The 25869-nt window shown below is 71.7% G+C and carries 24 protein-coding genes; 16 read left to right on the top strand and 8 right to left on the bottom strand.

The features are described 5' to 3' along the window. Window positions 1-111 precede the first annotated feature (111 nt). A complete protein-coding gene (locus HNR13_RS00700) occupies window positions 112-774 on the top strand; it encodes an MOSC domain-containing protein (protein WP_179603984.1) in 663 nt (220 codons plus the stop codon). A gap of 115 nt (window positions 775-889) precedes the next feature. Here HNR13_RS00700 and HNR13_RS00695 read toward each other — a convergent pair whose 3' ends face one another. Then, window positions 890-1774, bottom strand: coding sequence for a hypothetical protein (locus tag HNR13_RS00695; protein ID WP_179603983.1), 885 nt, complete (start codon window positions 1772-1774; stop codon window positions 890-892). A gap of 75 nt (window positions 1775-1849) precedes the next feature. Between HNR13_RS00695 and panD the strand changes: the two genes are divergently transcribed. Further along, window positions 1850-2287, top strand: coding sequence for an aspartate 1-decarboxylase (panD, locus tag HNR13_RS00690; protein WP_179603982.1), 438 nt, complete (start codon window positions 1850-1852; stop codon window positions 2285-2287). Beyond that, on the top strand, window positions 2284-2814 hold the full coding sequence (locus HNR13_RS00685) for a hypothetical protein (protein ID WP_179603981.1): 531 nt from the start codon (window positions 2284-2286) through the stop codon (window positions 2812-2814). The genes panD and HNR13_RS00685 overlap by 4 nt, the downstream gene beginning before the upstream one ends. Window positions 2815-2830: 16 nt before the next feature. Here HNR13_RS00685 and HNR13_RS00680 read toward each other — a convergent pair whose 3' ends face one another. Then, on the bottom strand, window positions 2831-4117 hold the full coding sequence (locus tag HNR13_RS00680; protein WP_179603980.1) for a saccharopine dehydrogenase family protein: 1287 nt from the start codon (window positions 4115-4117) through the stop codon (window positions 2831-2833). 95 nt (window positions 4118-4212) lie between these two features. On the opposite strand from HNR13_RS00680, the gene HNR13_RS00675 reads away from it, so the two are divergent. Continuing rightward, a complete protein-coding gene (locus HNR13_RS00675; protein WP_179603979.1) occupies window positions 4213-5121 on the top strand; it encodes a LysR family transcriptional regulator in 909 nt (302 codons plus the stop codon). 10 nt (window positions 5122-5131) lie between these two features. Here the strand turns inward: HNR13_RS00675 and HNR13_RS00670 are convergent, their stop codons facing one another. Then, window positions 5132-5992: an aldo/keto reductase gene (locus HNR13_RS00670; RefSeq protein ID WP_179603978.1), complete on the bottom strand. Its 861-nt coding sequence runs from the start codon at window positions 5990-5992 to the stop codon at window positions 5132-5134. 42 nt (window positions 5993-6034) lie between these two features. Continuing rightward, the gene (locus HNR13_RS00665; RefSeq protein WP_179608992.1) at window positions 6035-7006 is read right to left on the bottom strand and encodes an aldo/keto reductase; all 972 of its coding nucleotides are present in this window, start codon (window positions 7004-7006) and stop codon (window positions 6035-6037) included. Between the two features lie 220 nt (window positions 7007-7226). On the opposite strand from HNR13_RS00665, the gene HNR13_RS00660 reads away from it, so the two are divergent. Together HNR13_RS00660 and helR are read left to right on the top strand one after the other, a co-directional pair. Then, window positions 7227-7769: an MBL fold metallo-hydrolase gene (locus HNR13_RS00660; RefSeq protein ID WP_343063383.1), complete on the top strand. Its 543-nt coding sequence runs from the start codon at window positions 7227-7229 to the stop codon at window positions 7767-7769. 94 nt (window positions 7770-7863) lie between these two features. After that, complete coding sequence (gene helR / locus HNR13_RS00655; RefSeq protein WP_343063382.1) at window positions 7864-10020, top strand: RNA polymerase recycling motor ATPase HelR; 2157 nt, start codon at window positions 7864-7866, stop codon at window positions 10018-10020. Here helR and HNR13_RS00650 read toward each other — a convergent pair. Continuing rightward, window positions 10017-10265 carry a glutaredoxin family protein gene (locus tag HNR13_RS00650; protein WP_179603976.1) on the bottom strand — a complete coding sequence of 83 codons (249 nt, stop codon included), beginning with the start codon at window positions 10263-10265 and terminating at the stop codon, window positions 10017-10019. The two genes, helR and HNR13_RS00650, sit on opposite strands and share 4 nt — an antisense overlap. A 10-nt stretch (window positions 10266-10275) precedes the next feature. Then, window positions 10276-10947: a nucleoside/nucleotide kinase family protein gene (locus HNR13_RS00645; protein WP_246312689.1), complete on the bottom strand. Its 672-nt coding sequence runs from the start codon at window positions 10945-10947 to the stop codon at window positions 10276-10278. A 102-nt stretch (window positions 10948-11049) separates the two neighbouring features. On the opposite strand from HNR13_RS00645, the gene HNR13_RS00640 reads away from it, so the two are divergent. Both HNR13_RS00640 and HNR13_RS00635 read left to right on the top strand, forming a co-directional pair. Then, window positions 11050-14001, top strand: coding sequence for a glycosyl hydrolase (locus tag HNR13_RS00640; RefSeq protein ID WP_179603975.1), 2952 nt, complete (start codon window positions 11050-11052; stop codon window positions 13999-14001). A gap of 65 nt (window positions 14002-14066) precedes the next feature. Next, entirely contained in the window at window positions 14067-14573 is a 507-nt protein-coding gene (locus HNR13_RS00635; RefSeq protein ID WP_179603974.1) for a MarR family transcriptional regulator, read from the top strand. Window positions 14574-14597: 24 nt separating this feature from the next. Here HNR13_RS00635 and HNR13_RS00630 read toward each other — a convergent pair whose 3' ends face one another. Both HNR13_RS00630 and HNR13_RS00625 read right to left on the bottom strand, forming a co-directional pair. Beyond that, the gene (locus HNR13_RS00630) at window positions 14598-15425 is read right to left on the bottom strand and encodes an amidohydrolase family protein (protein WP_179603973.1); all 828 of its coding nucleotides are present in this window, start codon (window positions 15423-15425) and stop codon (window positions 14598-14600) included. Window position 15426: 1 nt separating this feature from the next. Beyond that, complete coding sequence (locus tag HNR13_RS00625) at window positions 15427-16767, bottom strand: alpha-L-fucosidase (RefSeq protein WP_218881303.1); 1341 nt, start codon at window positions 16765-16767, stop codon at window positions 15427-15429. A 144-nt stretch (window positions 16768-16911) separates the two neighbouring features. On the opposite strand from HNR13_RS00625, the gene HNR13_RS00620 reads away from it, so the two are divergent. The 8 genes from HNR13_RS00620 to HNR13_RS00585 all read left to right on the top strand — a co-directional run bounded on the left by HNR13_RS00620 (window position 16912) and on the right by HNR13_RS00585 (window position 25794). Beyond that, on the top strand, window positions 16912-18288 hold the full coding sequence (locus tag HNR13_RS00620) for an alpha-L-fucosidase (protein ID WP_179603971.1): 1377 nt from the start codon (window positions 16912-16914) through the stop codon (window positions 18286-18288). A gap of 95 nt (window positions 18289-18383) precedes the next feature. Continuing rightward, window positions 18384-19631, top strand: a complete 1248-nt coding sequence (locus HNR13_RS00615) for an ABC transporter substrate-binding protein (RefSeq protein ID WP_343063380.1) — start codon at window positions 18384-18386, stop codon at window positions 19629-19631. A 4-nt stretch (window positions 19632-19635) separates the two neighbouring features. Continuing rightward, window positions 19636-20619, top strand: a complete 984-nt coding sequence (locus HNR13_RS00610; RefSeq protein WP_179603969.1) for a carbohydrate ABC transporter permease — start codon at window positions 19636-19638, stop codon at window positions 20617-20619. Beyond that, window positions 20609-21481 (top strand): carbohydrate ABC transporter permease, encoded by an 873-nt coding sequence (locus HNR13_RS00605; RefSeq protein WP_179603968.1) that lies wholly within the window; start codon window positions 20609-20611, stop codon window positions 21479-21481. Before HNR13_RS00610 ends, HNR13_RS00605 begins: the two co-directional genes overlap by 11 nt. Before the next feature lie 46 nt (window positions 21482-21527). After that, window positions 21528-22652 (top strand): mandelate racemase/muconate lactonizing enzyme family protein, encoded by a 1125-nt coding sequence (locus HNR13_RS00600; protein WP_179603967.1) that lies wholly within the window; start codon window positions 21528-21530, stop codon window positions 22650-22652. Between the two features lies 1 nt (window position 22653). Continuing rightward, window positions 22654-23652, top strand: a complete 999-nt coding sequence (locus HNR13_RS00595) for an aldo/keto reductase (RefSeq protein ID WP_179603966.1) — start codon at window positions 22654-22656, stop codon at window positions 23650-23652. A 26-nt stretch (window positions 23653-23678) separates the two neighbouring features. Then, a complete protein-coding gene (locus HNR13_RS00590; protein ID WP_179603965.1) occupies window positions 23679-24389 on the top strand; it encodes a GntR family transcriptional regulator in 711 nt (236 codons plus the stop codon). 112 nt (window positions 24390-24501) lie between these two features. Next, window positions 24502-25794: an enolase C-terminal domain-like protein gene (locus HNR13_RS00585; RefSeq protein ID WP_179603964.1), complete on the top strand. Its 1293-nt coding sequence runs from the start codon at window positions 24502-24504 to the stop codon at window positions 25792-25794. Window positions 25795-25869 lie beyond the last annotated feature (75 nt).

Genomic DNA, 25869 nt, shown 5'->3' with positions numbered 1-25869 from the left:
CGGAGGAGATCGCGGGCTGGGGCGGTCGGAAGTCCTCCGTTGGCTGTGGGGGCGCGGGTGTGGGGCGGGGGCGGTACCGGCGGGAGGTGGCTGCCCGGCATACTGGAGGGCATGACGGTTCGGGATGGAGCGGCGCAGGTGCTCGCGGTGTGCCGCGTCGCGCAGCTGCGGCCGGACGCCGGCAATGTCGGCGTGACGGCGATCGATAAGCAGCCGGTGGAGTCCCGGTTGAAGGTGCGCGGCCTCGGGCTCTACGGCGACGTCCAGGCCGACCGGAAGCACCACGGCGGCTCCACCAAGGCGCTCTACGCCTACGCCGAGGAGGCCGCCCAGTGGTGGGCCGCCGAGCTCGGCCGACCCGTCCCGCCCGGGCTCTTCGGCGAGAACCTGCGCACCTCCGGACTCGACGTCGACGGCGCCGAGATCGGCGAACGCTGGCGGATCGGCGACTCGCTCGTCGTCGAGGTGACCTGCCCGCGCACGCCGTGCGCGACGTTCCAGCGGCGAATGGGCGAGCCCCAGTGGGTGCGCCGGTTCACCGAGGCGGGCCGGGTGGGCGCCTACCTGGCCGTCGTCCACACCGGTACGGTCGGCGCGGGCGACCGGGTGGGGGTCGTGCGGAAGCCCGGCCACGGCGTCACGATCGAGTCCTGGTTCACCGGCGCGGACGCCGACCAGGCCGACGCGCTGGTGGCGGCGGAGGAGGCCGGCGCGCTGGAGCTGGCGCGCGAGATGCGCGAGTCGATCGCGAAGGTGCGCGGCCGCGCCGCGTAACGCCCACGCTCACATCGCGCGCAGCGAACGGAGGACATCCGACCGCCGCAGCCCGCGAACTCCTCCGCTCGCTGCCGCGCCCCGGCGTGTCCCGCCCGATCTCCTCCGTTGCCGACTACGCCTCCTGCAGCCCCAATTCCCGCCGCCAGTGCGCGAGGAACTCCGCGCCCGCGGTGTCGTGCACGGCATCCCCGATCGTGATGACCTCGTACGGGCGGTCGAGCACGCCGTCGGCCGGCCGCACGTCCACATGCGCGACCTCCCGCCCGGTGGAGTGGACGTAGTCGGCCATCTTGTAGTCGCTGCGGGAGTCGCCGACCGAACGCCAGCGGTGGGGGAGCGGGCCGCGCTCGGCGAAGTAGTCGAACGCCCGCTGGGCGCCGCGGTCCTTGTCCAGCAGCACCGACTCGATGTCGGTCGAGATGATCGTCGGGTCGATGCGGAACGGGACCTCCCCGGCCGCGTCAGGAGCGACGCGCTCGCCGTAGCGCAGGCCGAGGCCCAGGCCGGTGAGGAGGTCGAAGGCGGCGTCCTGGAACCGGCTCTGCGCCTCGTGGTAGGTGTCCGCGTCCACGTCGGTGCGTTGCTCGACCGAGATCATGGCGCGCTTGGTCTCGTCGAAGAACATCGTGTCGGCGAAGCGCTCGCGGACGAGCGAGCGGATGCCGTCGACCGCAGCGTCGGGGAGCGCGACCGAGGCGTCCACCGCGACGTCGCCCATCCCGTCGCCCGTGATCGGCGCCCACGCGCCGCCCTTCTCGAACACCCCGAACATCCGCGCACCGTGCGACTCCAGCGCCTCGCCGAGGCCGGCGTCGCAGAGCGGCGCCACGACCTGGTTGCGGATGAAGTCGCCGGAGCGGCCGGTGATGAACGCGATCGGGACACCCGCCGCCGTCATCGCGACCAGGTCGGTGACGATGCTGCGGATGGCGATGGTCCGGGTGACGGGGCTCGCGATCGGGCCGTCGACGTCGAAGAGGAGACCGAGGTTGTGCACGCTCCATTCTCCCGCGCGGGCCGCGACCTGCCGGAACAGCGGGACAATGGACGCAGGCCACGAAAGGAACGTCCCGTGCTCCGCACCATGTTCAAGTCGAAGATCCACCGCGCCACGGTCACCCACGCCGACCTCCACTACGTGGGCTCGCTGACCGTCGACCTCGACCTGATGGAGGCCGCCGACCTGCTCCCCGGCGAGCAGGTCGCCGTGGTCGACGTGACCAACGGGTCCCGGTTCGAGACCTACCTGATCGCGGGCGAGCGGGGCAGCGGCGTGGTCGGCGTCAACGGCGCCGCGGCGCACCTGGCCGAGGTGGGCGACACCGTCATCGTGATCTCCTACGCGCAGCTGGACAACGCGGAGGCGCGGACGTTCGTGCCGACCGTCGTGCACGTCGACGCGCAGAACCGCATCCTCGCCGTCGGCGCCGATCCGGCCGAGGCGCTGACCGAGGGCGTGAGCGTCCCGCCGTTCGCGGTCGCGTCCGCCGCGGGCGCCGTGGTCGCGTGACGCACTGCGCCACCGAGCGCATCCAGGCCGTCGAGGCGCGCCGCATCGAGCTGGACGCGGAGGTCCCGTTCGCGCAGCTGCGCCGGGCGTTCGAGGAGCAGGTGCCGGAGCTCGACCTGCGGCTGCAGCGCGGCCTGCTCGACCAGCGTGCGGACTGGTCGACGCTGACCAGGATGCTCGAAGGGCCGGCGACGCACGGCCTCGTGCGGTTCTGGACCGGCGACCCGAGCGCCGTCATGCGGGTCGGCGGCGTGGACACGGCAAGCGTGGGCTACCTCGTCGGCGACTACGCGACGGCGGCCCGGATGTACCGGCACGACGCCGGGGCGCTGCTCTACGCACCTCTGCGCGTCGAGCTCCACGCCGCGCGCGGCGGCCGCACCGTCCTCAGCGTCGAGCAGCCGAGCGCGCCGCTGCGCGGGTTCGGCAACAACAAGATCACGCAGGCGGGGTACGAGCTCGATCGGAAGCTCGGCGACCTGCTCGAAGACCTCGGCCTGCCGCGGCCCAGCGTGCTGCGGGTGTAGCGCGGGCCGCCGGGCCTCACGGCTCGCGCAGCCCCCACGCCTGGCCGTAGCCGCCCTCCGCCTCCGGCCGCTCCATCAGCTCCAGGAACGGCCGGGCCGGGAACGCCTCCGGGCCGAGCACGCCCGCGCCCGACCAGGTGCCGTTGGCCAGCAGCTCCAGCGCGATCACCGGGTTGAGCGCGGTCTGCCAGACCACGCACTGCGACTCGTACTCGCGCATCGTCCACTCGTTGTCGGCCACGTGGTACAGGTACACGCTGCGGGGGAGGCCGTCCTTCCCGGTGCCGGTCACCCAGACGCCGGCGCAGGTCTTGCCGGTCATGCGCGGGCCGATCGTCGCCGGATCGGGGAGGGCCGCGGCGACCACGTCGCGCGGGGCGACCTCCACCGGCCCCGCCGCGCTGCGGACGCGCAGCGGCGCGGTAGAGTCCAGCCCGAGCAGGTGCAGGGTTTTGAGGACGCCGATGAACTCCGCGCCGAGGCCGTACTTGAACGTCACGCGCTCGGCGTCCAGCCAGCGCGGCATCAGCAGCACCTCCTCGTGCTCGACGTTCACGCACTCGACCGGCCCGATGCCCTCGGGGAAGTCGAAGACCTCCGGCTCGCTGAACGGCGGGGTGGTGAACCAGCCGCCGCCCTCCTCGCCGAGCCGGCGCTTCTCGAAGATCACCGGAGGGTTCAGGCACTCCTCGATCGTCGTCCAGATGCTGAACGACGGCGCGAAGATCTCGTTGCCGTCGTCGTCGCGGACCACCAGGTTCGCACCGTCGCGGGTGCCGAGCTCGTCGATGTGCGAGAACAGCTCGTCGGCGGCGTAGCGGGCGAACACATCGGACAGCCCCGGCTCCACGCCGACGCCGACCAGGGCGAGGCGGCCCGCAGCCTCCCAGCGCTGGTTCTCGGCGAACTGCGCGTCGCCGAGCTTCACCCCGGTGCGCCGATAGGGCTCCGTCTCGTGCGGGTGGGAGAGGCTCATCGCCATGTCGAGGTAGTCGGCGCCCGCCGCCAGCGCCCCGGCGAAGATGGACTCCACGAAGGACGGCTCGACCGCGTTCATGACGTGCGTCGCGCGGTGCTCGCGGGCGACGGCGGCGACCGAGCTCGGGTCGGAGGCGTCGATGCGGGTCGCGGCGAACCGCGCGGCGACGCGCTCGCCGTGGCGCCCGCGGATCCAGGCGACCGCGGCCTCCGCCCGGGACAGGTCGTAGTCGCTGACGACGAAGGACTCGAAGAACGACCGGCGGGCGGCGATCTTGGCGATGGCGTTCCCGACACCGCCGGCACCGATCAAGAGGATGCGCATGCTGCTCATTGTGCCCGGCAGGAGGGCCCCGGGGCGAGGCGTCGACTTCCGCTCCCGTCGATGGAGCGCGGGCGATTGACCAGTATTCTTGCTGAATGGAACTTCGTCAGCTCGAGCACTTCGTCACCGTCGCCGAGGAACGGCACTTCACGCGCGCGGCGGAGCTGCTGCAGATCTCCCAGTCGGGCCTGTCGGCCTCGATCCGCTCGCTGGAGCAGGAGCTGGGCACGTCGCTCTTCATCCGCAGCACGCGCCGGGTCGAGCTGACAACCGCCGGCCAGGCGCTGCTGGCGGACTCCGTGCGCACGCTGGCCAGCGCGGCGGCCGCGCGCAACGCGGTCGCCGCGGTCCGCGGCCTCGTGCGCGGCCGCCTCACGATCGGCGCGGAGCCCTGCCTCGGCTCGGTCGACCTCCCGGCCGAGCTGGCGGCCTTCCGCACGGCGAACCCGGGCGTGGAGGTGCGGTTGCGGTACTCGGGCTCCGAGGAGCTGGTGGACGCGGTCGCCGGCGGTCGCGCGGACGTCGCCGTCGTGGTCGACACCGGCCACACCCCGGGCGGCGTGCGGCTGCGGCCCCTGAGCACGCAGTCGCTGCTGGTGCTGTGCCATCCCGAACACCGGTTCGCCGCCGAGGACAGCGTCCCGATCGAGGCGCTGCGCGGCGAGCCGCTGGTCGGCTTCCAGGAGGGCTGGGCCGCGCAGACGCTGGCCCGGCGCGCGTTCGCGGCGGCGGGTTTCGACTACCGCGCGGCGATGGAGGTCAACGACGTCCACCCGCTGCTCGACCTGGTCGGCTACAACCTCGGCATCGCCGTGGTTCCGGCGAGCTTCGCGCGCAAGCGGCCGGAGCAGCTGCGCGCGGTGACGCTCAGCGGGGACGTGCCGGAGTGGACGGTCGCGGTCGCGGTGTCGGACGAGCCGAGCCCGGCGGCCGCCGCGTTCCTGCGGCAGCTCGCGCGGGTGGAGGCGCCGACTCCCGTCGACGCCTCCACGATCTCCGCCTGAGAAGCCCCGCTCACGCCGCGTTCAGCGCCGCCAGCTCCTCGCCCGTGAGCTCCACGTCCACCGCGGTGAGCGAGTCCAGGATCGTCTCCGGCCGGGATGCGCCCGGGATCGGGATGACGTGCGGGCTCTGCGCGAGGTGCCACGCCAGCGCGACCACCTGCGGGCTGATGCCGCGTGCGGAGGCGATGTCGGCGAACGGGGCGAACCGGTCGCCGAGGTCGCTCGCGTTCGAGATGCCGCCGAGGGGGCTCCACGGGAGGAACGCGATTCCCAGCTGGTCGGCCAGCCGCAGTTCCGGTTCGCTCGAACGGAAGGCCGGTGAGAACTGGTTCTGCACCGAGACCAGCCGGCCGCCCAGGATCTCCTGCGCCTGGCGGATCTGCTCGGGGTTCGCGTTCGAGATGCCGGCGTAGCGGATCAGTCCCTCGTCGAGGAGGTCGCGCACCGCGCCGACCGAGTCCGCGTAGGGGACCGCCGGGTCGGGCCGGTGGAACTGGTACAGGCCGACCGCGTCGCCGCCGAGTCGGCGCAGCGACTCCAGAGCGGCCTCGCGGATGTGCTCCGGACGGCCGTCGACCGTCCAGCTGCCGTCGCCGGGCCGCAGGTGGCCGCCCTTCGTCGCGACCAGGACGGTGGAGGCGTCGCCGCTCCAGCTGCGCAGCGCCTCGGCGATGAGCTCCTCGTTGTGGCCGACCTCGTCGGCGTGGACGTGGTAGGCGTCGGCCGTGTCGATCAGGGTGACGCCGGCGTCCAGCGCGGCGTGCACGGTCGCGATCGAGCGGGCCCGATCGGGGCGCCCCTCGATCGACATGGGCATTCCGCCGAGGCCGATCGCGGAGACCTGCAGGTCGGCCAGTGCGCGGTACTTCATTCGTTCTCCTTGCGTGTTCGGGTCGTGGGTCGGGGCGCCCGCTTACCAGGCGTAGTCCTCCGGCGCCGTCTTGTGTCCGGGGAAGATCTCGTCCAGCCGGGCCAGCGCGGCCTCGTCCAGGTGGACGTCGAGCGCGCGGATGCCCGCCTCCAGCTGCTCGTGCGTGCGCGGGCCGATGATCGGCCCGGTCACGCCGGGCCGGGAAAGCAGCCACGCCAGCGCGATGTCGCCCGGCTCGTGGCCGAGGTCGGCGGCGAACGACTCGTAGGCCTCGATCGCGTCGCGGTGGGTGGCGAGCGTCTCCGCCGCGCGGCCCTCCAGGCGGCGCCGGCCTTCGTTCTGCTTGCGCAGCACGCCTCCGAGCAGTCCGCCGTGCAGCGGCGACCAGGCGATCACACCGACGCCGTTCGCCTGCGCGGCCGGGAGGACCTCCAGCTCCACCTGCCGGGTGAGGAGGTTGTAGATCGACTGCTCGCTGACCAGGCCGAGGGTGCCGCGCGAGCGGGCCTCCGCCTGGGCCGTCGCGATGTGCCAGCCGGCGAAGTTGCTGGAGCCGGCGTAGAGGATCTTGCCCTGGGCGATGGCGACGTCGATCGCCTGCCAGATCTCGTCCCAGGGGGTGTCCCGGTCGACGTGGTGGAACTGGTAGATGTCGATGTAGTCGGTCTGCAGTCGCTTCAGGCTGGCGTCGAGCGCGCGGCGGATGTTGAGGGCGGACAGCTTGCCCTCGTTGGGCCAGTCGCCCATCGCGCCGTACAGCTTGGTGGCGAGGACGGTGCGCTCGCGGCGGCCGTCGCCCTGCGCGAGCCAGTCGCCGATGATCGACTCGGTCGCGCCGCGGCCCTGGCTGCGGCCGTACACGTTCGCGGTGTCGAAGTAGTTGATCCCGGCGGCGTGGGCGGCGTCCATGATCGCGAACGAGTCCTCCGCCGACGTCTCCGGTCCGAAGTTCATCGTGCCGAGCACCAGTCGCGACACCTTCAGCCCGGAACGGCCCAGCTGCGTGTACTGCATGTCTGTCATGGCGCCAGCCTCCGCTGGAACCGGCGAGATGTCCAACAGGAGACATGGATGGGATTGTCCGGTCCTGGAACTGAATCCGGGGGAGAGGGCGGAGACGAGGAGAGGCGCCGCGGACTAGCATCCCACTCATGCGCGAGGTCATCCCCCGAGTCCACCGGCTGCAGTCGGCCGTGCCGGCAATGCCTACCTGATCGAGGAGGGCGACCGGGCGGTGCTGATCGACACGGGGCTCCGCTCGGGCGCGGCGGGCGTCGTCGCGGAGCTGGCGGCCGCCCGCATCCCGGCGGTCACCGATGTCGTGCTGACGCATTACGACCCCGACCACGTCGGAGCCGCGGCCGCCGTGCAGCGGGCGACGGGTGCGAGGGTGTGGCTCGGCGCGGCGGACGTGCGGATCCTGCGCGGCGAGGAGCCGGCGCCCACGCGGACGCGCCGCGCGATGTTCCGCTCGGGCTGGCTGGGCCGGCCCGAGCTCCCGGAGCTGACCGCGCTCCCGGACGACGCGGAGACCGAGGTCGCACCGGCCGTCGTCGCCGTCCCGGCGCCGGGCCACACGCCGGGGCATCACGTCGTCCGCTGGCGCGGGGTCGCGTTCATCGGCGATGCCGCCCGCGTCTCCGGAGGCCGGCTCGTGCACTTCCCCGGCTTGCTCATCAGCGACCGGGCGGCGGCGGACGCGACGATCTCCGCGATCACGGCCTCCGCGCCGCGCCTCGTCTGCCCCGGCCACGGCGCCCCGGCCCGTCTCGCCTGACGCGTCCCGCCTGACGCGTCCCCCTGCATTTCCAGGATACGGGAGGGCAGGGGGCTTGCGGCAAGGCCCCGGTCAGGGCGCAGAATCGACCCTCGTGACTGCCTCCTCGCCTGCCTTCGCCCTGCCCGAGAACCTCCACGCCAAGTCCGCTCCCGCCCTCATCGCCGACGACGAACGGCACTTCGCCGCCATCGATGGAACCCTCCGCCGGACGGTCGCAGAGCTGTCCGACCAGCTCGCCGCCGAGCTCCGCGCGCCGGGAGGGCACGGTCAGAAGGCGCTCGACCGGGACACCGAGGTGCGGCGCCTCAGCGCCCGGCTGCGCGCCCTCGGCCGATTCGGGCTGGACGTTTGCCTCGGGCGGATGGTCACCACGACCGCGGAGACCGTCTACATCGGCCGGTTCGGGCTCACCGACGCCGACGGCCGCAAGCTGCTGGTCGACTGGCGGTCGCCCGCCGCCGAGCCGTTCTTCGGCGCGACGCTCGGCGACCCGATGGGGCTGGTCAGCCGGCGCCGCTACCGCTGGACCGGCGGCCGGATCACCGACTACTGGGACGAGGTGTTCGCGCCGGACGCCCTGGACGACGCGACCGAGCGCGCCGCGCTGGACGACCAGTCCGCGTTCATCGCGAGCCTGGGCGCGAGCCGGTCGCCGCGGATGCGGGACATGCTCGCCACCATCCAGGCCGACCAGGACGCCATCATCCGGGACGGCTCGCGCGGGGCGCTCGTGGTCGACGGCGGCCCGGGAACGGGCAAGACCGTCGTCGCCCTGCACCGCGCCGCCTACCTGCTGTACTCCGACCCGCGGCTCTCCCAGGGGCACGGCGGCGTGCTGTTCGTCGGCCCGAGCCCCGCCTACCTCTCCTACGTCTCCGACGTGCTCCCCAGCCTCGGCGAGGAGGGCGTGCAGCTCTGCACGCTGCGCGACCTGCTGCCGGAGGGCGCGACCGCGGGGGCGGAGCCGGACGAGGCCGTCGCCCGGCTCAAGGCGTCGGCGGCGATGGTGACGGCCGTCGAGCGGGCGGTGCGGTACCACGAGGTCCCGCCGTCGCGCGGGATGGTCGTGGAGACCGAGTGGGCCGACCTCCCGCTCGCACCGGAGGACTGGGCGGACGCGTTCGACGCGGCCGGCGCCGGCGCCCCGCACGACGAGGCGCGCGACGAGGTGTGGGAGGAGCTGCTGACCATCCTGGTGGCGAAGGCCGGCGACGCGGTCCCGGCAGCCGCGCTGCGCCGCCAGCTCACGCGGAACGACGGGCTCCGCGCCGCCTTCACGCGCGCGTGGCCGCTCCTCGACCCCGCCGGCGTGCTGGGGGACCTGTTCTCGGTGCCCGCCTACCTGCGCGCGTGCGCGCCGTGGCTGACCGAGGACGAGGTCCAGGCTCTCCAGCGCGCCGAGCCGCGGGCGTGGACGGTGTCCGACCTCCCGCTGCTCGACGCCGCCCGGCAGCGCATCGGCGACCCGGCCGCGAACCGCGTCCGCCGGGAGCGCGAGGCCGTGCTCGCCTTCGAGCGCGAGGGCCGCAACCGCGTGGTCGACGACCTGATCGCCGCGGACGACGGCGAGGGCCTGGTGACGATGCTGAAGGTGGAGGACGCGCAGCGCTCCCTGATCGACGAGGCCGCCCTCCCGAGCCTCGACCCCGACCTGCTGGCGGGGCCGTTCGCGCACATCGTCGTGGACGAGGCGCAGGAGCTGACGGACGCCGAGTGGGGGATGCTGCTGCGGCGCTGCCCGTCGCGCAGCTTCACGATCGTGGGCGACCGCGCACAGGCGCGGCACGGGTTCGCGTCATCGTGGGCCGAGCGGCTGGCCGCGGCGGGCCTCCCCGAGGTGCGGGTGTCCACGCTGACCGTGAACTACCGCACCCCGGAGGAGATCATGGCGGAGGCCGCTCCGGTGATCCGGGCGGCCATCCCGGACGCGAACGTGCCCACGTCGGTCCGCAGCAGCGGGCTGCCGGTGGTGCGGGGGCGCCGGGACGAGCTGGACGGGATCGTGGCGGCATGGCTCTCGGCGAACCCGGCAGGGATCGGGGCACTCATCGCGGCCGAGGGCGCGCCGCGCCGGCCGTCCCCGTCCGACCGCCTCCGCGTCCTCACCCCCGCGCAGTCGAAGGGGCTCGAGTTCGACCTCGTGGTGCTGCTCGACCCGGACGGGTTCGGCGACGGGATCGAGGGCGCGGTCGACCGGTACGTGGCGATGACGCGGTCGACGCGGGAGTTGGTGGTGCTCGGAGGCTAGACCCCCAGCGCCGCCTGCAGCTCCGTGTCGCTCGGCTCGACCAAGTGGCGGCCGTCCGGGAACACGATCACCGGGATGTTGGTGCGGCCGCTGATCGCCTGGGCGCGGTCGGCCTGCTCGGGCTGGGCGACGAGGTCGATGTACTCGTAGTCGGCGCCGAGGCGGTCGAGGAGGGCCTTGGAGCGGATGCAGTCGCGGCACCAGTCCGCGCCGAACATCGTGACGGTGTCGAAAGTGTCGGTCATGGCCTCCAGCCTAAGCAGCGCCGACTGGGAGTCCGCCGTCCACGATCAGTGTCGCGCTCGCCGCGGTCGGCTCGATGAGGCGGGCGTTCGCGCCGTCGACGTCGTGCGCCCAAGCCCGCGCCGCGTCCGGGGTGCGGCCGTGGCGGGTGTGGCGGTCGACCAGCCGGCGCAGCCGCTCCTCCTCCGGCGTCGCGACGAACCAGGTCTCGGCCAGCAGGGGACGGAGGCGCCCCCACGGCTCCGTCGGAGCCAGGAGGTAGTTGCCCTCCACGACGACGAGCCGGGTCTCCGGGAGGACCGCCAGGCTGCCGGCGATCGGCTCGCCGACGGAGCGGTCGAACGCGGGCGCGTAGACCGGGTGGTCCTGTTCGGCGAGGACCCGCTCCAGCAGGGCGACGAAGCCCCAGCCGTCGAAGGTGTCGATCGCGCCCTTGCGGTCGTGGCGGCCGAGCGCCTCCAGGGTGGCGTCGGCCAGGTGGAAGCCGTCCATCGGGAGGTACGCGGCGATCGGCATCCCGGCCCGCTCGTTCACGGCGTCCACCACCGCGCGGGCGAGGGTGGTCTTGCCGGAGCCGGGGCTGCCGGCGATGCCGACGATCGCGCGTCCGGCTCCGGCCGGGACCAGGTCCAGGGCCCGGCGCGCCAGGGCGTCCACGTCGGGGGGCGGGATCTCGGGCTGCATGCCGACCATTCTCTTCGACCGACGTGGCACCGATCATATGGTGTCGTAGCGACAATAACTGCTATGCTCCCGACACCAGCCGTCGTTCGAAGGAGATCGCCGATGCCCGCAGCCGACCAGCCCCGTCCCCTCGACGCGCATCGCGCCGCGCTCCAGGACCCGCCGATCGAGTACCGCCCGGAGCTGCGCTGGTGGCTGGCCGAGGGCCTGCACACCGACCGCACCCTCCGCTTCGAGATCGACGCTGCGCACCGGCTCGGCTTCGGCGGGATAGAGTTCCTCGCCATGGACGAGCAGGCGATCGACCACTCCCGGTACGGCTGGGGTTCTGAGGAGTGGGTGCACGACTCGCAGCTCGTGGTCGAGGAGACCACGGCGCGCGAGATGTCGGTGAGCTTCACCTCCGGCACGAACTGGTCCAACGCGAACCTGCCGACGATCGACCCCGACCACCCGGCGGCGGCGCGCGAGTTGAACGTCGTCGTGGAGGAGGTCCGGGCCGGCGCGGGCCGCAGCGGCGCGCTCCGCCGGATCGACCTGGACGCACAGCGGGAGGAGAGCCTGCTGCCCGGGCACCGGGTGGCGCCGAAGACGCAGGAGTTCTTCGCCGTCGTCGCCGCGCCGCTGGTCGCGGACGGGGTCCTCGACGCCGACGGCGTCCTCGATCTCACCCCGCTCGTCGCGGACGGCGCGCTCGACTGGGAGCCCGCCGACGACCGCGAGTGGCGGCTGTTCACCTTCTGGTCGCACGGCACCGGCCAGACGGCGTCCCCGTCCGCGAGCGTCAACTACACGGTGAACTACCTCGACCGCGCCGGCGTCGACGCGGTGATCGACTACTGGGGCTCGACTGTCCTCACGCCGGAGCTGCGCGAGCTGATCGCCCGCAACCCGCGCGCGCAGATGTACATGGACTCCCTCGAGCTGAACACCTGGGGCGAGGGCGGCCTGTTCTGGGGCGCGTCGGTCGCGCGGGAGTTCCGCGAGCGGCGCGGCTACGACATCACGCCGTGGCTGCCGTTCCTCACCCGCAGCGTGCTGCTGATGGCCTCGGCCACCACCTACCGGTACCAGCCGACGGGCGCCCAGCGCGCGGCCGTCGAGAAGGTGCGCCACGACTACGTGGAGACGCTGACCGACCTCTACATCGAGAACATGCTGCGGCCGTTCGCCGCCTTCCTGCACGAGAACGGCATCCTGCTGCGCTCCGAGATCAGCTACGGCCTGCCGTTCGAGCTCACCCGTCCCGGTCCGGAGGTCGACGGGATCGAGACCGAGTCGCTTGAGTTCGGCTCGCAGATCGACGCCTATCGCCTCCTCGCCGGGCCGGCGCACCTGTTCGGCAAGCAGTACTCGTCCGAGACCGGCGCGACGACGCGCAACCACATGCTCGACCACCGGTTCTACGACCAGATCATCGCGACGCAGCTCGCCGCCGGCATCACCAAGACGGTGCTGCACGGCTGGGCCAGCACGGCGGGCGCCGAGGGTGCGACCGAGTGGCCGGGGCACGAGGGGATGTGGCCGGGCTTCTCCGAGCGCTTCGACCTGCGCCAGCCGGCCAGCGAGTTCTACCCGCAGTGGAACAGGGCCGTCGGCCGGTACCAGTACCTGCTGCGGCAGGGCCGCCCGCGCATCGATGTGGGAATCCTCCGCACCGACCACTTCGTCGACAACATGTCGGGGATGTCCTTCCTCGACGAGGCCGGGAAGCGGATCCCCGACGAGGTCGCCTACGGGCGGCATTGGATGCGGAACCGCGAGAACCACTGGTGGCAGGACCTCGGGATGCAGGACGCCGGCTGGAGCTACGAGTTCCTGGACGGGTCGCTGCTGCTCCGCGACGACATCGTCCTCCGCGAGGGGCTGGTGCAGCCGGACGGCCCGGGTTACCAGGCGCTGATCGTGTACCAGGAGGCGCTGAGCGCGGACGTCGCGCAGCACCTGCTGGACTGGGCCCGGCAGGGCCTCCGGGTGCTGATCGTGAACGGGGCCCGCGAGCTCAGACTGCTCCTGCGCGGCGAGCACGTCGTGAACGAGCGCGCCGCCTCCCGCACGCCCGGCCTCGACCACCGCGACGACGAGCTCGCCGCGACCATGGCCGAGCTGCGCGGCCTCCCGACCGTGGCGGAGGTGGACGACCCCGCACAGACGGTGGCGGCGCTGCGCCGGCTGGGGGTCGTGGGCCGCGCCGAGTTCGTCGCCGAGAACCGCAACGTGCTCGGCTACCTGCGCGAGGACGGCGAACTCCTGCACGTGTACCTGTACCACTTCCTCTACGAGACCGGCGAGGACACGGTCGTGGAGGTCGCGCTGCCCGGCGTCGGGACGCCCTACCGGGTCGACCCGTGGAGCGGCGACCTCGCGGAGCACCGCGGGGTGCGCGCCGACGGCGACCGCACGGTGCTGACGGTGGCGCTGGCGCCCGGCGAGACCGCGCTGCTCACCGTGGACCGCTCGCAGGCTCCGGTGGCGTCGGCGGTCGCCGCGCGCGAGGTCGTGCGGGAGGTCGGCGGCTGGTCCATCGCCGTCGAGAGCTGGGACGCGGGCGAGAACGAGCTCATCGTGGAGGACCGCGGCCTCGGCTACGAGACCCGGGAGGTGCGCCCGGCGACCGCGGTGACCACGCTGCCGGTGACGGGATCGGACCTCCTGCCGTGGAGCGACCTGCCCGGCGTCGGACCCGAGGTGTCGGGCGTCGCGGAGTACCGCGCCTCGTTCGCGCTGGACGCGGCCGCCGCGCCGGGCGAGCGGCTGCTGCTCGACCTCGGCTCGACCGCGGGCGGCCTGGGAAGCGTGGTGCTGAACGGCGGGGAGGCCGTCGGCTTCGACACCTCCCGCCCGGTCGTCGACATCACGGCTGCCGCCAGGGCGGGCGTCAACACGGTCGTCGTCCGGGTGGCCAGCTCGCTGAACAACCGGCTCATCGCGCGCGGCTACTACGACGACATCCCGGACATGGGGCTGTTCCTGCTCGGGCGGCAGGAGGCGCATGTCACGGTGGTCCGGCCGCACGGGCTTCTCGGTCCGGTGAGCGTCGTGCGGGAGGGGTGAGCCGGGCGCCGATCGGCCTCGCCGGCTGCGATACTGTCACGACGCGACGAGAAGGAGGTGGCAGCGTGTCGGAGGCCCCCGACCTCTCCCCGGTCATCGAGCAGGACCCCCTCGACCTGCGCCTGTCGATCGCGTCGATCGTGCACTGGGCGGACAGCCGGGAGGTGCGCGTGCGGGTGATGGAGAAGATCGGCTTCCCGGTCGACGACATCCCCATGTTCGTCGTCGTCAACCAGCTCGCCTACCGCGGCGCCCTTCGCCCGACCGATCTGGCGGCGACGCTGGGCACGGGCAAGGCGAACATCTCCAAGATCGTGCGGCGCCTGGAGGAGATCGAGCTGGTGGCGCGGGTGCCGTCCCCGAGCGACGAGCGCAGCGTGCTCGTCGCGCTGACCGACGCCGGCCGCGAACTGGGCGAACGCATCATGGCGGTCGCGCAGGCGCAGGTGGACGAGGTCACCCTCGGCTGGGACCCGCAAGAGGTCGAGAACCTGCGCCGGTACATCGCGCGGTTCGCGCGGCAGGCTTTCGCGGGGCTGGCGATGACGCCGGGGCTGCGGGAGCGGCCGTGACGGGAGGCGGGGCCGGCGGCGTGACTATGAGTCCAACCGGTACGCCCGCGCCGCCGCCCGCGTGAACACGTCCTCCTGCTCGTCCTCCGACGCCCCTGCTAGCAGCTCCTGCGCCGTCGCCCAGGTCTCCGCGTAGGGTCCGGCGAGGGTCGACACCGGCCAGTCGCCGCCGTACAGCGTCCGCGCCGCCCCGAACGCGTCGAGCGCGTGCTCGACGTAGGGGCGCAGCCGCGCCGCGTCCGACCCGCCGCCGAGCGTGGTCAGGCCGGAGAGCTTGACGAACACGTTCGGGCGCCGGGAGAGCTCGGTGATGAGCCCGGCCCACGGCTCGGCGTCGGGCGCTCCAACCGGCGGCGTGCCCAGGTGGTCGATGACGAGGCGCAGGGACGGCAGCTCGTCGGCGATCGAGACCGCGTGCTCCAGGTGCCGGGGGAGCACCCCGATCACATCGAAGCTCAGGCCCCGCTCCGCGAGCAGCGCGAGCGAGGCGCGCACAGCAGGCCTGCCCAGCCAGTCGGCGTCCGGCTCATCGTGGATGAGGTGGCGGACCCCGACGAACGACGGATGTTCCGACCACCGGTCGAGTTGGAGCGCCGCCGCCGCGGGGTCGAGCAGGTCCACCCAGGCCACGACCCCCGCCACCATGGGCGAAGGCACGGCGAACATCGCCGCCGAGTCCTCGACGGAGTCGGCGGCCTGGACGAGGACCACGCGGTCGACGCCCGCCCGCTCCAGCTGGGGCTCCACCTCGGCGAACGCGAAGGTGCGGTCGATCGGGGCGAGCGCGGCGGTCAGCCACGGGTACGCGACCCGGTCCAGGTCCCAGAGGTGCAGGTGGGCGTCGACCGTCATGTCACTCGGCCAGGTCGAAACGGACGAGCGAGGGTCCGGCGACCGCGGGCTCCGGCAGCGTGACGACGATCGCGTCGCCGTCGCGGGAGGCCGTGACCGGGGTGCCGTCGGCGAGGCGGGTGCTCGCCGCGTCCACGGCGGCGGAGGCCGGGAGGCGGACCGTTCCGGCCGCGTCCACGAACGCGTTGGCGACGGCGCCGGTGCGGGTCCAGCGCAGCCACGGCTCGTCCGAGGCGCCGGCGATCGCCGAGTCCAGCCTGGTCGAGCCGAAGACGGCGTCGCCGTTCACGGCGTTCCACGCGGCGAGGTGCTCCAGCGTCCGGCGCTGCAGGTCGGGCACGGTGCCGCGGGCGGTCAGGCCGACGTTGAGGAGGAGGTTGCCGCCGCGGGAGACGATGTCCACGAACGACTTCACCGCCTCCGGGCCGCTGAGCAGGTGCGTCTCGTCCTCGACCTGGTTGTAGCCGAACGAGAAGCCGATGCCGCGGCAGTTCTCCCAGGCGCCGGAGGCCTCCACGGCGGTGCCCTGCTGGTACTCGCTGGTGCGGAAGTCCCAGTGCGTCTCACCCCAGCGGTCGTTGGAGACGCCGTCCGGTCGGGTGGCGTAGAACTTCTCGAACAGGTTCTCCATGCTGAACGGGCCGGACGGCTTGCCCGCGTCGGGCCACTCGATGTCGCCCCAGAGGATGTCGGGGGAGTAGCGCTCGATCAGGTCGTCGACGTGCTTGTACGCGTATTCGGCGTAGGCCGCGTCGACGGGGCGGCCGAACTGCTGGCCGTCCGAGGTGATCGGCGGCAGCTGCGAGAAGTGCCAGTCGAGGCCGCCCGAGTAGTAGACGCCGAAACGGAGGCCGGCGTCGCGCGTCGCCTTCTCGAAGGCGCCGACGAGGTCGCGGCGCGGGCCGCGGGCGACGGTGTTGCGGCCATCGGTGCCTGGCGCGTCCCAGAGGGTGACGCCGTCGTGGTGCTTGGTCGTCGGCACGAAGTAGCCGGCTCCGGTGCTCTTCACCAGGGCGATGAACTCCTCCGGGTCGAACTCGGCGGGGTCCCACTGGTCGAGGAAGTCGTCGTAGGGGGCGCCGCCGTAGACCTCGCGCTGGTGCTCGGCCGCCGGGCTGCCTTCGATGCGGATGGTGTTGTAGTACCACTCGGCGTACGGGTTGTGCGCGAACCAGTACTCCTTCTCGATGGTGCCGAGCTCGCCGATCGGCTCCGCCCACGCGGGGACCGAGTAGGGGCCCCAGTGCACGAAGACGCCCAGCTTGGCGTCGCCGAACCACTGCGGGAGGTCCCGCTCGAACCGGCGGTAGTTCTCGGGGCGGACGGGGTCGTCTGTGAACATGGCCACGCGGAGCTTCTCCTTCTGCGCTGAACGGATGCGATTCGCGGAATCGTTGTGGTGGGATCCGCTGCCAGATATCCTATAGGCAATAGGCTTCACTCGAAAGACCCAGTCGAAAGACCCACTCGAAGGAGAGTTCGTTCCGTGACCCCCACCCTCACCGCGGCGCCCGACTCGTTCGTGCGCACCGACCTCGTCCGCCTGCCGGGCGGCGAATGGTTCACCGGAGCCGGCTTCGGCCTGTTCGTGCACTGGGACCACGCCAGTCAGCAAGGCATCGAGATCTCCTGGCCGCTGGTCGGTCGTTCCATCATCCCCGGTTCCGACCGCGTCGAGGACACGGTGACGGTCGAGCAGTACCAGTCCACCGCCGCGACGTTCGACCCGGTGGAGTGGGACGCCGTCGCGCTCGCCCGGCTCGCCAAGCGCGCCGGTGCGCGCTACGTCGTCTTCACCGCCCGGCACCACGCGGGCTACTCGATGTTCCACACCGCGCACTCGGACTTCGGCATCCAGCACTCGCCGTTCGGCCGGGACATCACGCGGGAGTTCGTGGAGGCGATCCATGCGGAGGGCATCCGCGTCGGCATCTACTACAGCCTCCCGGACTGGAACCACCCCGACTACCCGGCGTTCACGATGGACGACCGGCCGTACCCGCTCGAGCACTGGCCGGCCGCGGGCGACCCGGCCAACGCGGGAACCCCCGTCGCCGATGACCGGCACCGGCGGCCGACCCCCGAGCAGTGGGCGCGCTACCAGGACTACCTGCGCGGCCAGCTGACCGAGCTCCTCACCGGCTACGGGACGATCGACCTGCTCTGGTTCGACGGCGAGTGGGAGCGGTCGGAGGAGGAGTGGGACAGCGCCGGGCTGCGTGCGCTCATCAAGTCCCTCCAGCCCGACGTCGTCATCAACGACCGGCTGCTCGGCCAGGGCGACTACAAGACCCCGGAGCAAGGCTTCCCGGTCACCGCTCCGGAGGGGCCGTGGGAGCTCTGCCTCACCATCGGCCAGATGTGGGCGTGGCGTCCGGGCGACACCAAGAGCAAGAGCACGGTCTCGCTGCTGACCACCCTGATCGAGGTCGCCTCCCGCGGCGGAAACCTCCTGCTCAACATCGGCCCCAAGGGCGACGGCAGTCTCAACGCGTCGCAGGTGCGGACCCTGGAGGAGATCGGCGCGTGGATGGACACCCACGCGGAGAGCGTCGTCGGCGTCTCGCCCACCAGGGGCGTCGACTTCTACGGGCCGTCCACCGCGCGGCAGGGGACCCTCTACCTCCACCTCGTCATGCGTCCGATCGAGCAGGTCGTCGTGCGCGGCATCCCGGTCGGCCGGGTCCGCTCGGTGCGGCTGCTGGCGACCGGCGAGGAGCTGCCGTTCGAGGTCAACGTCGAGGTCCACGAGCAGGTCGAGCAGAACGGCGAGCCGCTCGGCGAGCTGCACATCCCGGCGCCGACGGCCTCCGGAGCCGCGATCGACGTCCTCGCGATCGACTTCGAGCCGCTCGCCGGGTAGATCCGCCGGACTACTTGAAACCTATATCAAACACCCTATAGGATCGCGCCAACACGGCGATCACTTTGATGAATCCAATGGAGGAGGCACAGCACGTGACACCACGAACCAAGCGCGCAGCGGTACGGGCCGGTACCGCCATTCTGCTGGCAGGAGCGCTCACCGCGCTCGCCGGTTGTGCGGGCGGCGGAGGCGGCAGCGCCTCCGGCGGCCCGATCAGCATGTACACCTGGGTCAGCAGCCAGAGCGACCGCGACCAGTGGCAGGGCTTCATCGACCTCGGCAAGAAGGTCGACCCGAAGCTGGACGTGACGATCTCGGGCCCGAGCTTCAACGACTACTGGACCAAGGTGAAGACCCGGCTGAGCGGGTCCAACCCGCCCTGCCTGCTGACCACGCAGGCCGCCCGCGCCCAGGAGCTCTCCGGGCTGCTGATGCCGCTCACCGACCTGATCAAGAAGTACAACCTCGACACGTCGAAGTTCGACGCCTCCATGCTCAAGGGCATGACGGTGGACGGCAGCATCCGCGCCATCCCCTACGACGCCGAGCCGATCGTCCTCTACTACAACGCGGACGCGTTCCAGAAGGCCGGTCTCGCGCTGCCGAGCTCGACCTACACCCGTGACCAGTTCCTCTCCGACGCGAAGAAGCTGACCACGGCCGACCACAAGGCGTTCGCCATCGAGCCGGGCTTCTTCATCCCGAACGCGTGGGCCATCGCCGACGGCGCCGAGGCGGTCAAGGGCGGCAAGCTCGACCTGACCAACTCCAAGCTGGTCGACTCCGTGCAGTCCTACTTCGACCTGGTGTCGAAGGAGGGCATCGCCAAGGCGCCGGAGGCCGCAGACGGCTCCGACGTCGCGCAGTCCGCGTTCACCTCCGGAGCGAGCGACATGCTCATCGAGGGACCGTGGATGTACGGCACCTTCGCCGCCGCCGCCAAGTTCAAGCTCGGCGTCACCATCGTCCCGACCGCGTCGGGCGACGCCAAGGGCATGACGGCCGGCTCGGGCTTCGGCATCGCGAAGAACTGCAAGGACCCGGACGGCGCGTTCAAGGCGATCATGGCCATGACCGACACCAGCGTCCTGAAGGGCCAGGCCGAGAAGCGCGGCATCGTCCCCTCGCGCCCGGACGCGCAGTCGGCGTGGGCCGACGGCAAGTCCGCCGAGGCGTACAGCGCGGTGCAGGCCCTGCTGAAGGACGCGAAGGCGCAGCTCACCACCCCGACCTGGAACCAGGTCGAGACCCTGTTCACCCAGTACGGAGTCGAGGGCTACCGGGGTGACAAGACCGCCAAGGATGTGCTGACCACCATCCAGAACTCGGTGGGGCAGTAGGCGGATGTCCTCGCCACTGATCACGGGCGCCGTCGTCTCGGAGGAGACGGCGGCGTCCGCCGCGCCCCCGACCCGCCCGTTCCATGTTCCGCATCCCACGCCGCCGCGCGGCCGGAGGAGGCGGAAGGGCGACGGCCTCACCGCGCTGGCCTACCTGTGGCCGGGCCTCGCCGGCTTCACGTTCTTCATCCTGGTCCCGCTGCTCGGGTCGCTGGTCATCAGCCTCTTCGAGTGGCCGCTGTTCGGGACGCCGACGTTCGTCGGGTTCGCCAACTACCAGAAGCTGTTCAGCGACCCGACCTTCTACACCGTCCTTCTGAACACGGTGATCTTCGCGTTCGTCTACACGGCGCTGAACCTCCTGCTCGCCCTGGCGGTGTCGCTGTGGCTGAACACCCGGGTCAAGGGCGCCGGATTCTGGCGCGTGATCTTCTTCCTCCCGGCGATCACTCCGATGGTCGCGAACGCGCTGGTGTGGCGGCTGCTGCTCAGCGACAACGGGATCGTGAACTCGGCGCTGCACGCGATCGGCGTCCAGGGGCCGAGCTGGCTGTCGGACTCCCGGTTCGCGCTGGCCTCGGTGATCGCGATGTCGGTGTGGCAGTCGTTCGGCTACAACGTCATCGTGCTCTCGGCGGGCATCGCCGGCATCCCGAAGGAGTTGCTGGAGGCCTCCCGGATGGACGGCACGAACGCCTGGCAGCGGATGCGCTCGATCATCCTGCCGATGATCTCGCCCGCGCTGTTCTTCACCATGACCATGACGATGATCGGCGCCTTCCAGGTCTTCGTGCAGCCGCAGATCCTGACGCAGGGCGGCCCGGGGGAGTCGACGAACACGTTCGTTCTCTACCTGTACCGCAACGGCTTCGTCTTCGACCGGCTCGGCTACGCGTCCGCGCTCGCCTGGATGCTGTTCATCGTCGTCATGCTCATCACCGCGCTGCAGTTCGCGGGACAGAAGAGGTGGGTCAACTATGACAAGTGAAGCGACCAGGGTGCGGCGCCGGCTGCGCCCCGCCCAGCGGAAGGTCGTCGCCAAGACCTGGCTGAACACGGCGGCGGTCACGGTCGTCGCGCTGGTGTTCACGTTCCCGTTCATCTGGATGTTCTTCTCGGCGCTCAAGCCCGAGTCGGAGGTGTTCTCGCCCACGCCGTCGTTCATCGGCTCCGAGGTGAAGTGGTCCAACTTCGTCGACGCGTGGACGCTGGTGCCGTTCGGCCGGTTCATCTTCAACGGCTTCTTCGTCGCGCTCTGCGGCTCGCTGCTGTCCGTCGTGGTGGCGGTGCTGTCCGCGTACGCGTTCTCGCGGCTGCGGTTCAAGTACCGCGACCGGCTGTTCCTGCTCTACGTGCTCACGCTGGTGCTGCCGCAGGAGGTGCTGGTCGTCCCGCTGTTCATCATGATGAACCAGCTCGGGCTGGTCGACACTTATGTCGCGCTCATCATCCCGTTCGCGTTCACGGCGTTCGGGACGTTCCTGCTGCGGCAGTTCTTCCTGACCATCCCGATCGAGTTCGAGGAGGCCGCCCTCATCGACGGCGCCTCGCGCTTCCGCACGCTCTGGTCGGTGCTGCTCCCGCAGCTCGCCGCCCCGATCTCCGTGCTCGGCGTGTTCTCCTTCGTGGGCTACTACAACTCGTACCTCTGGCCGCTCATCATCATCAACAGCCAGGACCTGGCGACCGTGCCGCTCGGGCTCTCGATGTTCACCGGCGAGCACGGCACCCAGTGGAGCCTGATGATGGCCGCCTCCACCATCGCCATCATCCCGTCGCTCATCATCGTCGCCGTCCTCCAGCGCCAGCTCATCAAGGGCGTCGCGCTCGGCGGCTTCGGCGGGCGCTGACCGCGGCGCCCGCGCACCGACCATCCACCCAGAAAGCAGGACACGCATGACCCTCGCCCCGCCCACCGCCCGCCTCGCCGTCGACGGCACCATCGTCAGCGCCGAGGCGTGGCTGAGCGATCTCGAGGTCGAGACCGTGCGCACCGACGCCGTGCAGTCGTTCCTCAAGCAGGAGACGATCTTCGTCCGGCTGCGGACGGCCGGGGGCGTGGAGGGCGTCGGCTACAGCTACACGATCGGCACCGGAGGCGAGGCGGTGCTGAGCCTCCTGCGGACCTGCCTGCTCGACGTGCTCGTCGGCATGGACGTCAATCGTCCGGAGGCCGTGTGGCGCGCTCTCTTCTCGGCTACGCGAGCGACTACAGTCGGCGCGATCACGTCGCTGGCGCTCGCCGCCGTGGACACCGCCGTGTGGGATGCGCGCTGCACGGCCTCCGGGCTTCCGCTGTGGGTCGCCGCGGGCGGCTCGCGACCGAGCATCCCGCTGTACGACACCGAAGGCGGCTGGCTGCACTACGACACGGACGAGCTCGTCGCGCAGGCGGTGGAGTCGCAGAGGCGCGGCCTGAACGGGGTGAAGATCAAGGTGGGCAAGCCGCGCGGGCACGAGGACGCCGAGCGCCTGGCCGCCGTGCGCGCGGCGGTCGGTCCCGGCATGGACATCATGGTCGACGCCAACCAGTCGATGACGGCGGCGGAGGCCATCCGGCGGGCGGCGCTGTTCGAGCCGCTGGACATCTTCTGGTTCGAGGAGCCGCTGCCGGCCGAGGACGTCGCAGGGCACCGCCGGCTGGCGGAGTCGACGACGCTGCCGATCGCGGTGGGGGAGTCGATGTACTCGGTCGGGCACTTCCGCGAGTACCTGCAGGCGGGCGCCGCCTCCATCGTGCAGGTGGACGTCGCGCGGGTCGGCGGCATCACGCCGTGGCTGAAGGTCGCGCACCTCGCCGAGTCGTTCAATGTCGCGGTGGCGCCGCACTTCCTGATGGAGCTGCACGTGTCGCTGTGCTGCGCCGTGCCGAACGCGCTCTACCTGGAGCACATCCCGCAACTGCGCGCGGTGACCAAGCGGGAGCTGGTCGTCCGCGACGGTCACGGGGTCGCGCCGGACGCCCCGGGGCTCGGGATCGAGTGGGACTTCGACGCGATCGACGACCGGCGGGTGGCCTGAGATGGGCATCCCGACGGACGGGCCGGCGCAGCGCGGTCCCGTCGGCCTGGGCGTCGCCGCGCTCGGCAATCTCTACAGCGCCCGGCCGGACGACGTCTGGCCGGGGATCGTCCCGGCGGCGTGGGAGGCGGGCATCCGCTATTTCGACGTGGCGCCGCACTACGGCCTCGGCCTCGCGGAGGAGCGCCTCGGCGAGGGGCTGCGCGGCCTCCCGCGCGACGAGTACGTCGTCTCGACCAAGGTCGGCCGGATCCTGGAGCCGAACCCGGAGTACCGGCCGGGCGACACCGACATCGCGAACCTCTTCGACGTCCCCGCGACGCGGCGCCGCCGCCTCGACTACTCCCGCGACGGCGTGCTGCGGTCGGTGGAGGACTCGCTGAGCCGGCTCGGCCTCGACCGCATCGACATCCTGTTCGTCCACGATCCGGACGAGAACGAGCGGGAGGCGCTGGACGGCGCCTTCCCCGCCCTGGAGGAGCTGCGCTCGCAGGGCGTCATCCGGTCGTACGGTGCGGGCATGAACCAGTCCGCGATGCTGGAGCGTTTCGTGCGGAACACGGACCTCGACGTGGTCATGTGCGCGGGCCGCTACACGCTGCTGGACGGCACCGCCGCGGCCGACCTGCTCCCGGCCGCGCAGGAGCGCGGGGTGGAGGTCGTGGTCGCGGCCGTCTTCAACTCCGGCATCCTCGCGACCGAGCGGCCGGGCGCCGGGGCGACGTTCGACTACGGAGCGGCGCCGGCCGCCCTGATCGAGCGCGCGCGCTGGATCGCCGATGTCGCGGCGCCGTACGGCGTCACCCTCCCGCACCTCGCCGTGCAGTTCCCCCTGCGGAATCCCGCCGTCTCGACCGTCGTGCTCGGCGCGGAGACGCCGGAGCAGATCGTCCGGAACGCCGCGCTCGCGGCTCCGCCCGTGCCGGAGGAGCTGTGGGCGGAGCTGGAGGCCGACGGCCTGACGCCGCCCGCGATCCTGCATCCTCTTTCCTCTATCTAGCAGGCACGCGAGCCTAGGATGTGCACATGAGCATCGAACCCTCCCCCAGCGAACACTTCCTGCCGGCCAGGCGGGCGCTGGCCGACGACGTCTACGACGCCGTGCTCGGCCTGCTCATGGACCAGGTGATCGAGCCGGGCAGCCGGGCCAGCATCGACGGGATCGCCCGCCAGCTCGGCGTCTCGCCCACGCCCGTGCGCGAGGCTCTCGCGCGCCTGGAGTCCGAGGGGCTGGTCGTGAAGAAGGCGCTCAAGGGCTACACCGCCGCTCCGCTGCTGGACGCCGACGGGCTGCGCGAGCTGTTCGAGATGCGGCGCCTGCTGGAGCCGTACGCCACCCGCAACGCGGCCGGCGAGATCGACGCCGAGACCCTGGACCAGCTCGAGCGGCTCTGCGACGACATGCACCGCAGTGGCGCGGCCGCCCACACCGGCGACGACCGGTTCAAGGACTACAAGGACTTCGCCAACCAGGACGCCGAGTTCCACCGCCTCATCGCGCTGCACTCCGGGAACGCCCTGCTGGCCGACGCGATCTTCCGGCTCCGCTCGCACATGCACCAGTACCGGATCTACTTCAAGCACGGTGTCGTCGAGGAGACGTCGGGCGAGCACGAGGCCGTGCTGGAGGCGCTGCGGGCCGGCGATCCCGCGCGCGCCGAGAAGGCCATGCTCGACCACATCACCAAGTCGTACACGCGCATCGCGACGAGTCTGGAGGAGGCGGAGGGGCAGTAGCCGCCGCCAGCGCCGACCCGACGCCCACGTGCCTGTGCACGTGGGCGTCTCTTGTATCCAGGGTGCGCTGCACGACTGGCGTCCGACACCTATATCCAATAGGATGTTGCCTATGACTACCGTGACCGACTTCGAGACCCTGGACGTGCGCTTCGAGACGTCCGCCCTCCTCGACGGCTCCGACGCGATGAATCCCGACCCGGACTACTCCGCCGCCTACCTCCGCGTGAGCACCGACGCTCCGGACGGGCTGGAGGGTCACTCCTTCGTCTTCACCATCGGCCGCGGCAACGACGTCCAGGTCGCCGCGATCGAGGCGGTGGCGCACCGGGTGATCGGGCGCGACGTCGAGGCGATCCTGGATGACCTGGGCGGGTTCTGGCGGGAGTTCGTGCACGACTCGCAGCTGCGCTGGCTGGGCCCGGAGAAGGGCGTGATGCACATGGCCATCGGCGCTGTCGTCAACGCGTTCTGGGACCTCAAGGCCAAGCGCGCGGGCCTCCCGCTGTGGCAGCTTCTCGCGCGCATGACGCCGGAGCAGCTGGTGGACCTGGTCGACTTCCGCTACCTCAGCGACGCCCTCACCCGGGACGATGCGCTCGCGATCCTGCGCGCCGCCGAGCCGGGCCGTGCGGACCGGGAGGCCGAGCTGCTGCGCACCGGCTATGCCGGTTACACGACGACCCCCGGCTGGCTGGGCTACCCGGACGAGAAGCTGCGGCGCCTCGCGCGGGAGGCCGTGGACGAGGGCTTCCAGCAGATCAAGCTCAAGGTCGGCGACCGGCTGGAGGACGACGTGCGCCGCCTCGGCATCGCGCGCGCGGAGGTCGGCCCGGACATCCGGATCGCCATCGACGCCAACCAGCGCTGGGACCGGGACCAGGCGATCAAGTGGATCCACGCGTTGGAGCCGTTCGACCTCGCCTGGGTGGAGGAGCCGACCAGCCCCGACGACGTGCTCGCCCACGCGGCGATCGCCCGCGCGGTCGCGCCGGTGCGGATCGCGACCGGGGAGCACGGGATGAGCCGGGTGCTGTTCAAGCAGCTGCTGCAGGCCGACGCCGCTGCGATCGTGCAGATCGACTCGACCCGCGTGGCCGGTGTGAACGAGAACATCGCCATCCTGCTGCTGGCGGCGAAGTTCGGCGTCCCGGTCTGCCCGCACGCCGGCGGCGTCGGGCTCTGCGAGGCGGTGCAGCACTTCTCGATGTTCGACTTCGTGGCCGTGTCCGGCACGCAGGAGGGCCGGATGATCGAGTACACCAAGCACCTGCACGAGCACTTCGTCGCGCCGGTCGAGCTGGTCGGCGGTCGCTACCGCGCGCCGCTCGCGCCGGGGATCGGGATGGAGATGCTGCCGGAGTCGCTGAGAGCTCACGTGTTCGCCGAGGCGGCACTCGCCTAGAGCGTGTCAGAGAGTTCGGTCCGAGCGTTCACGGGCTCGGTCTGCAGCGCCGCTCTGCAAATCTTGCAAAGTTTC

The organism is Leifsonia shinshuensis (genome assembly GCF_013410375.1).
Lineage (GTDB): Bacteria > Actinomycetota > Actinomycetes > Actinomycetales > Microbacteriaceae > Leifsonia > Leifsonia shinshuensis.
This window is presented reverse-complemented; position numbering and strand designations above follow the sequence as displayed.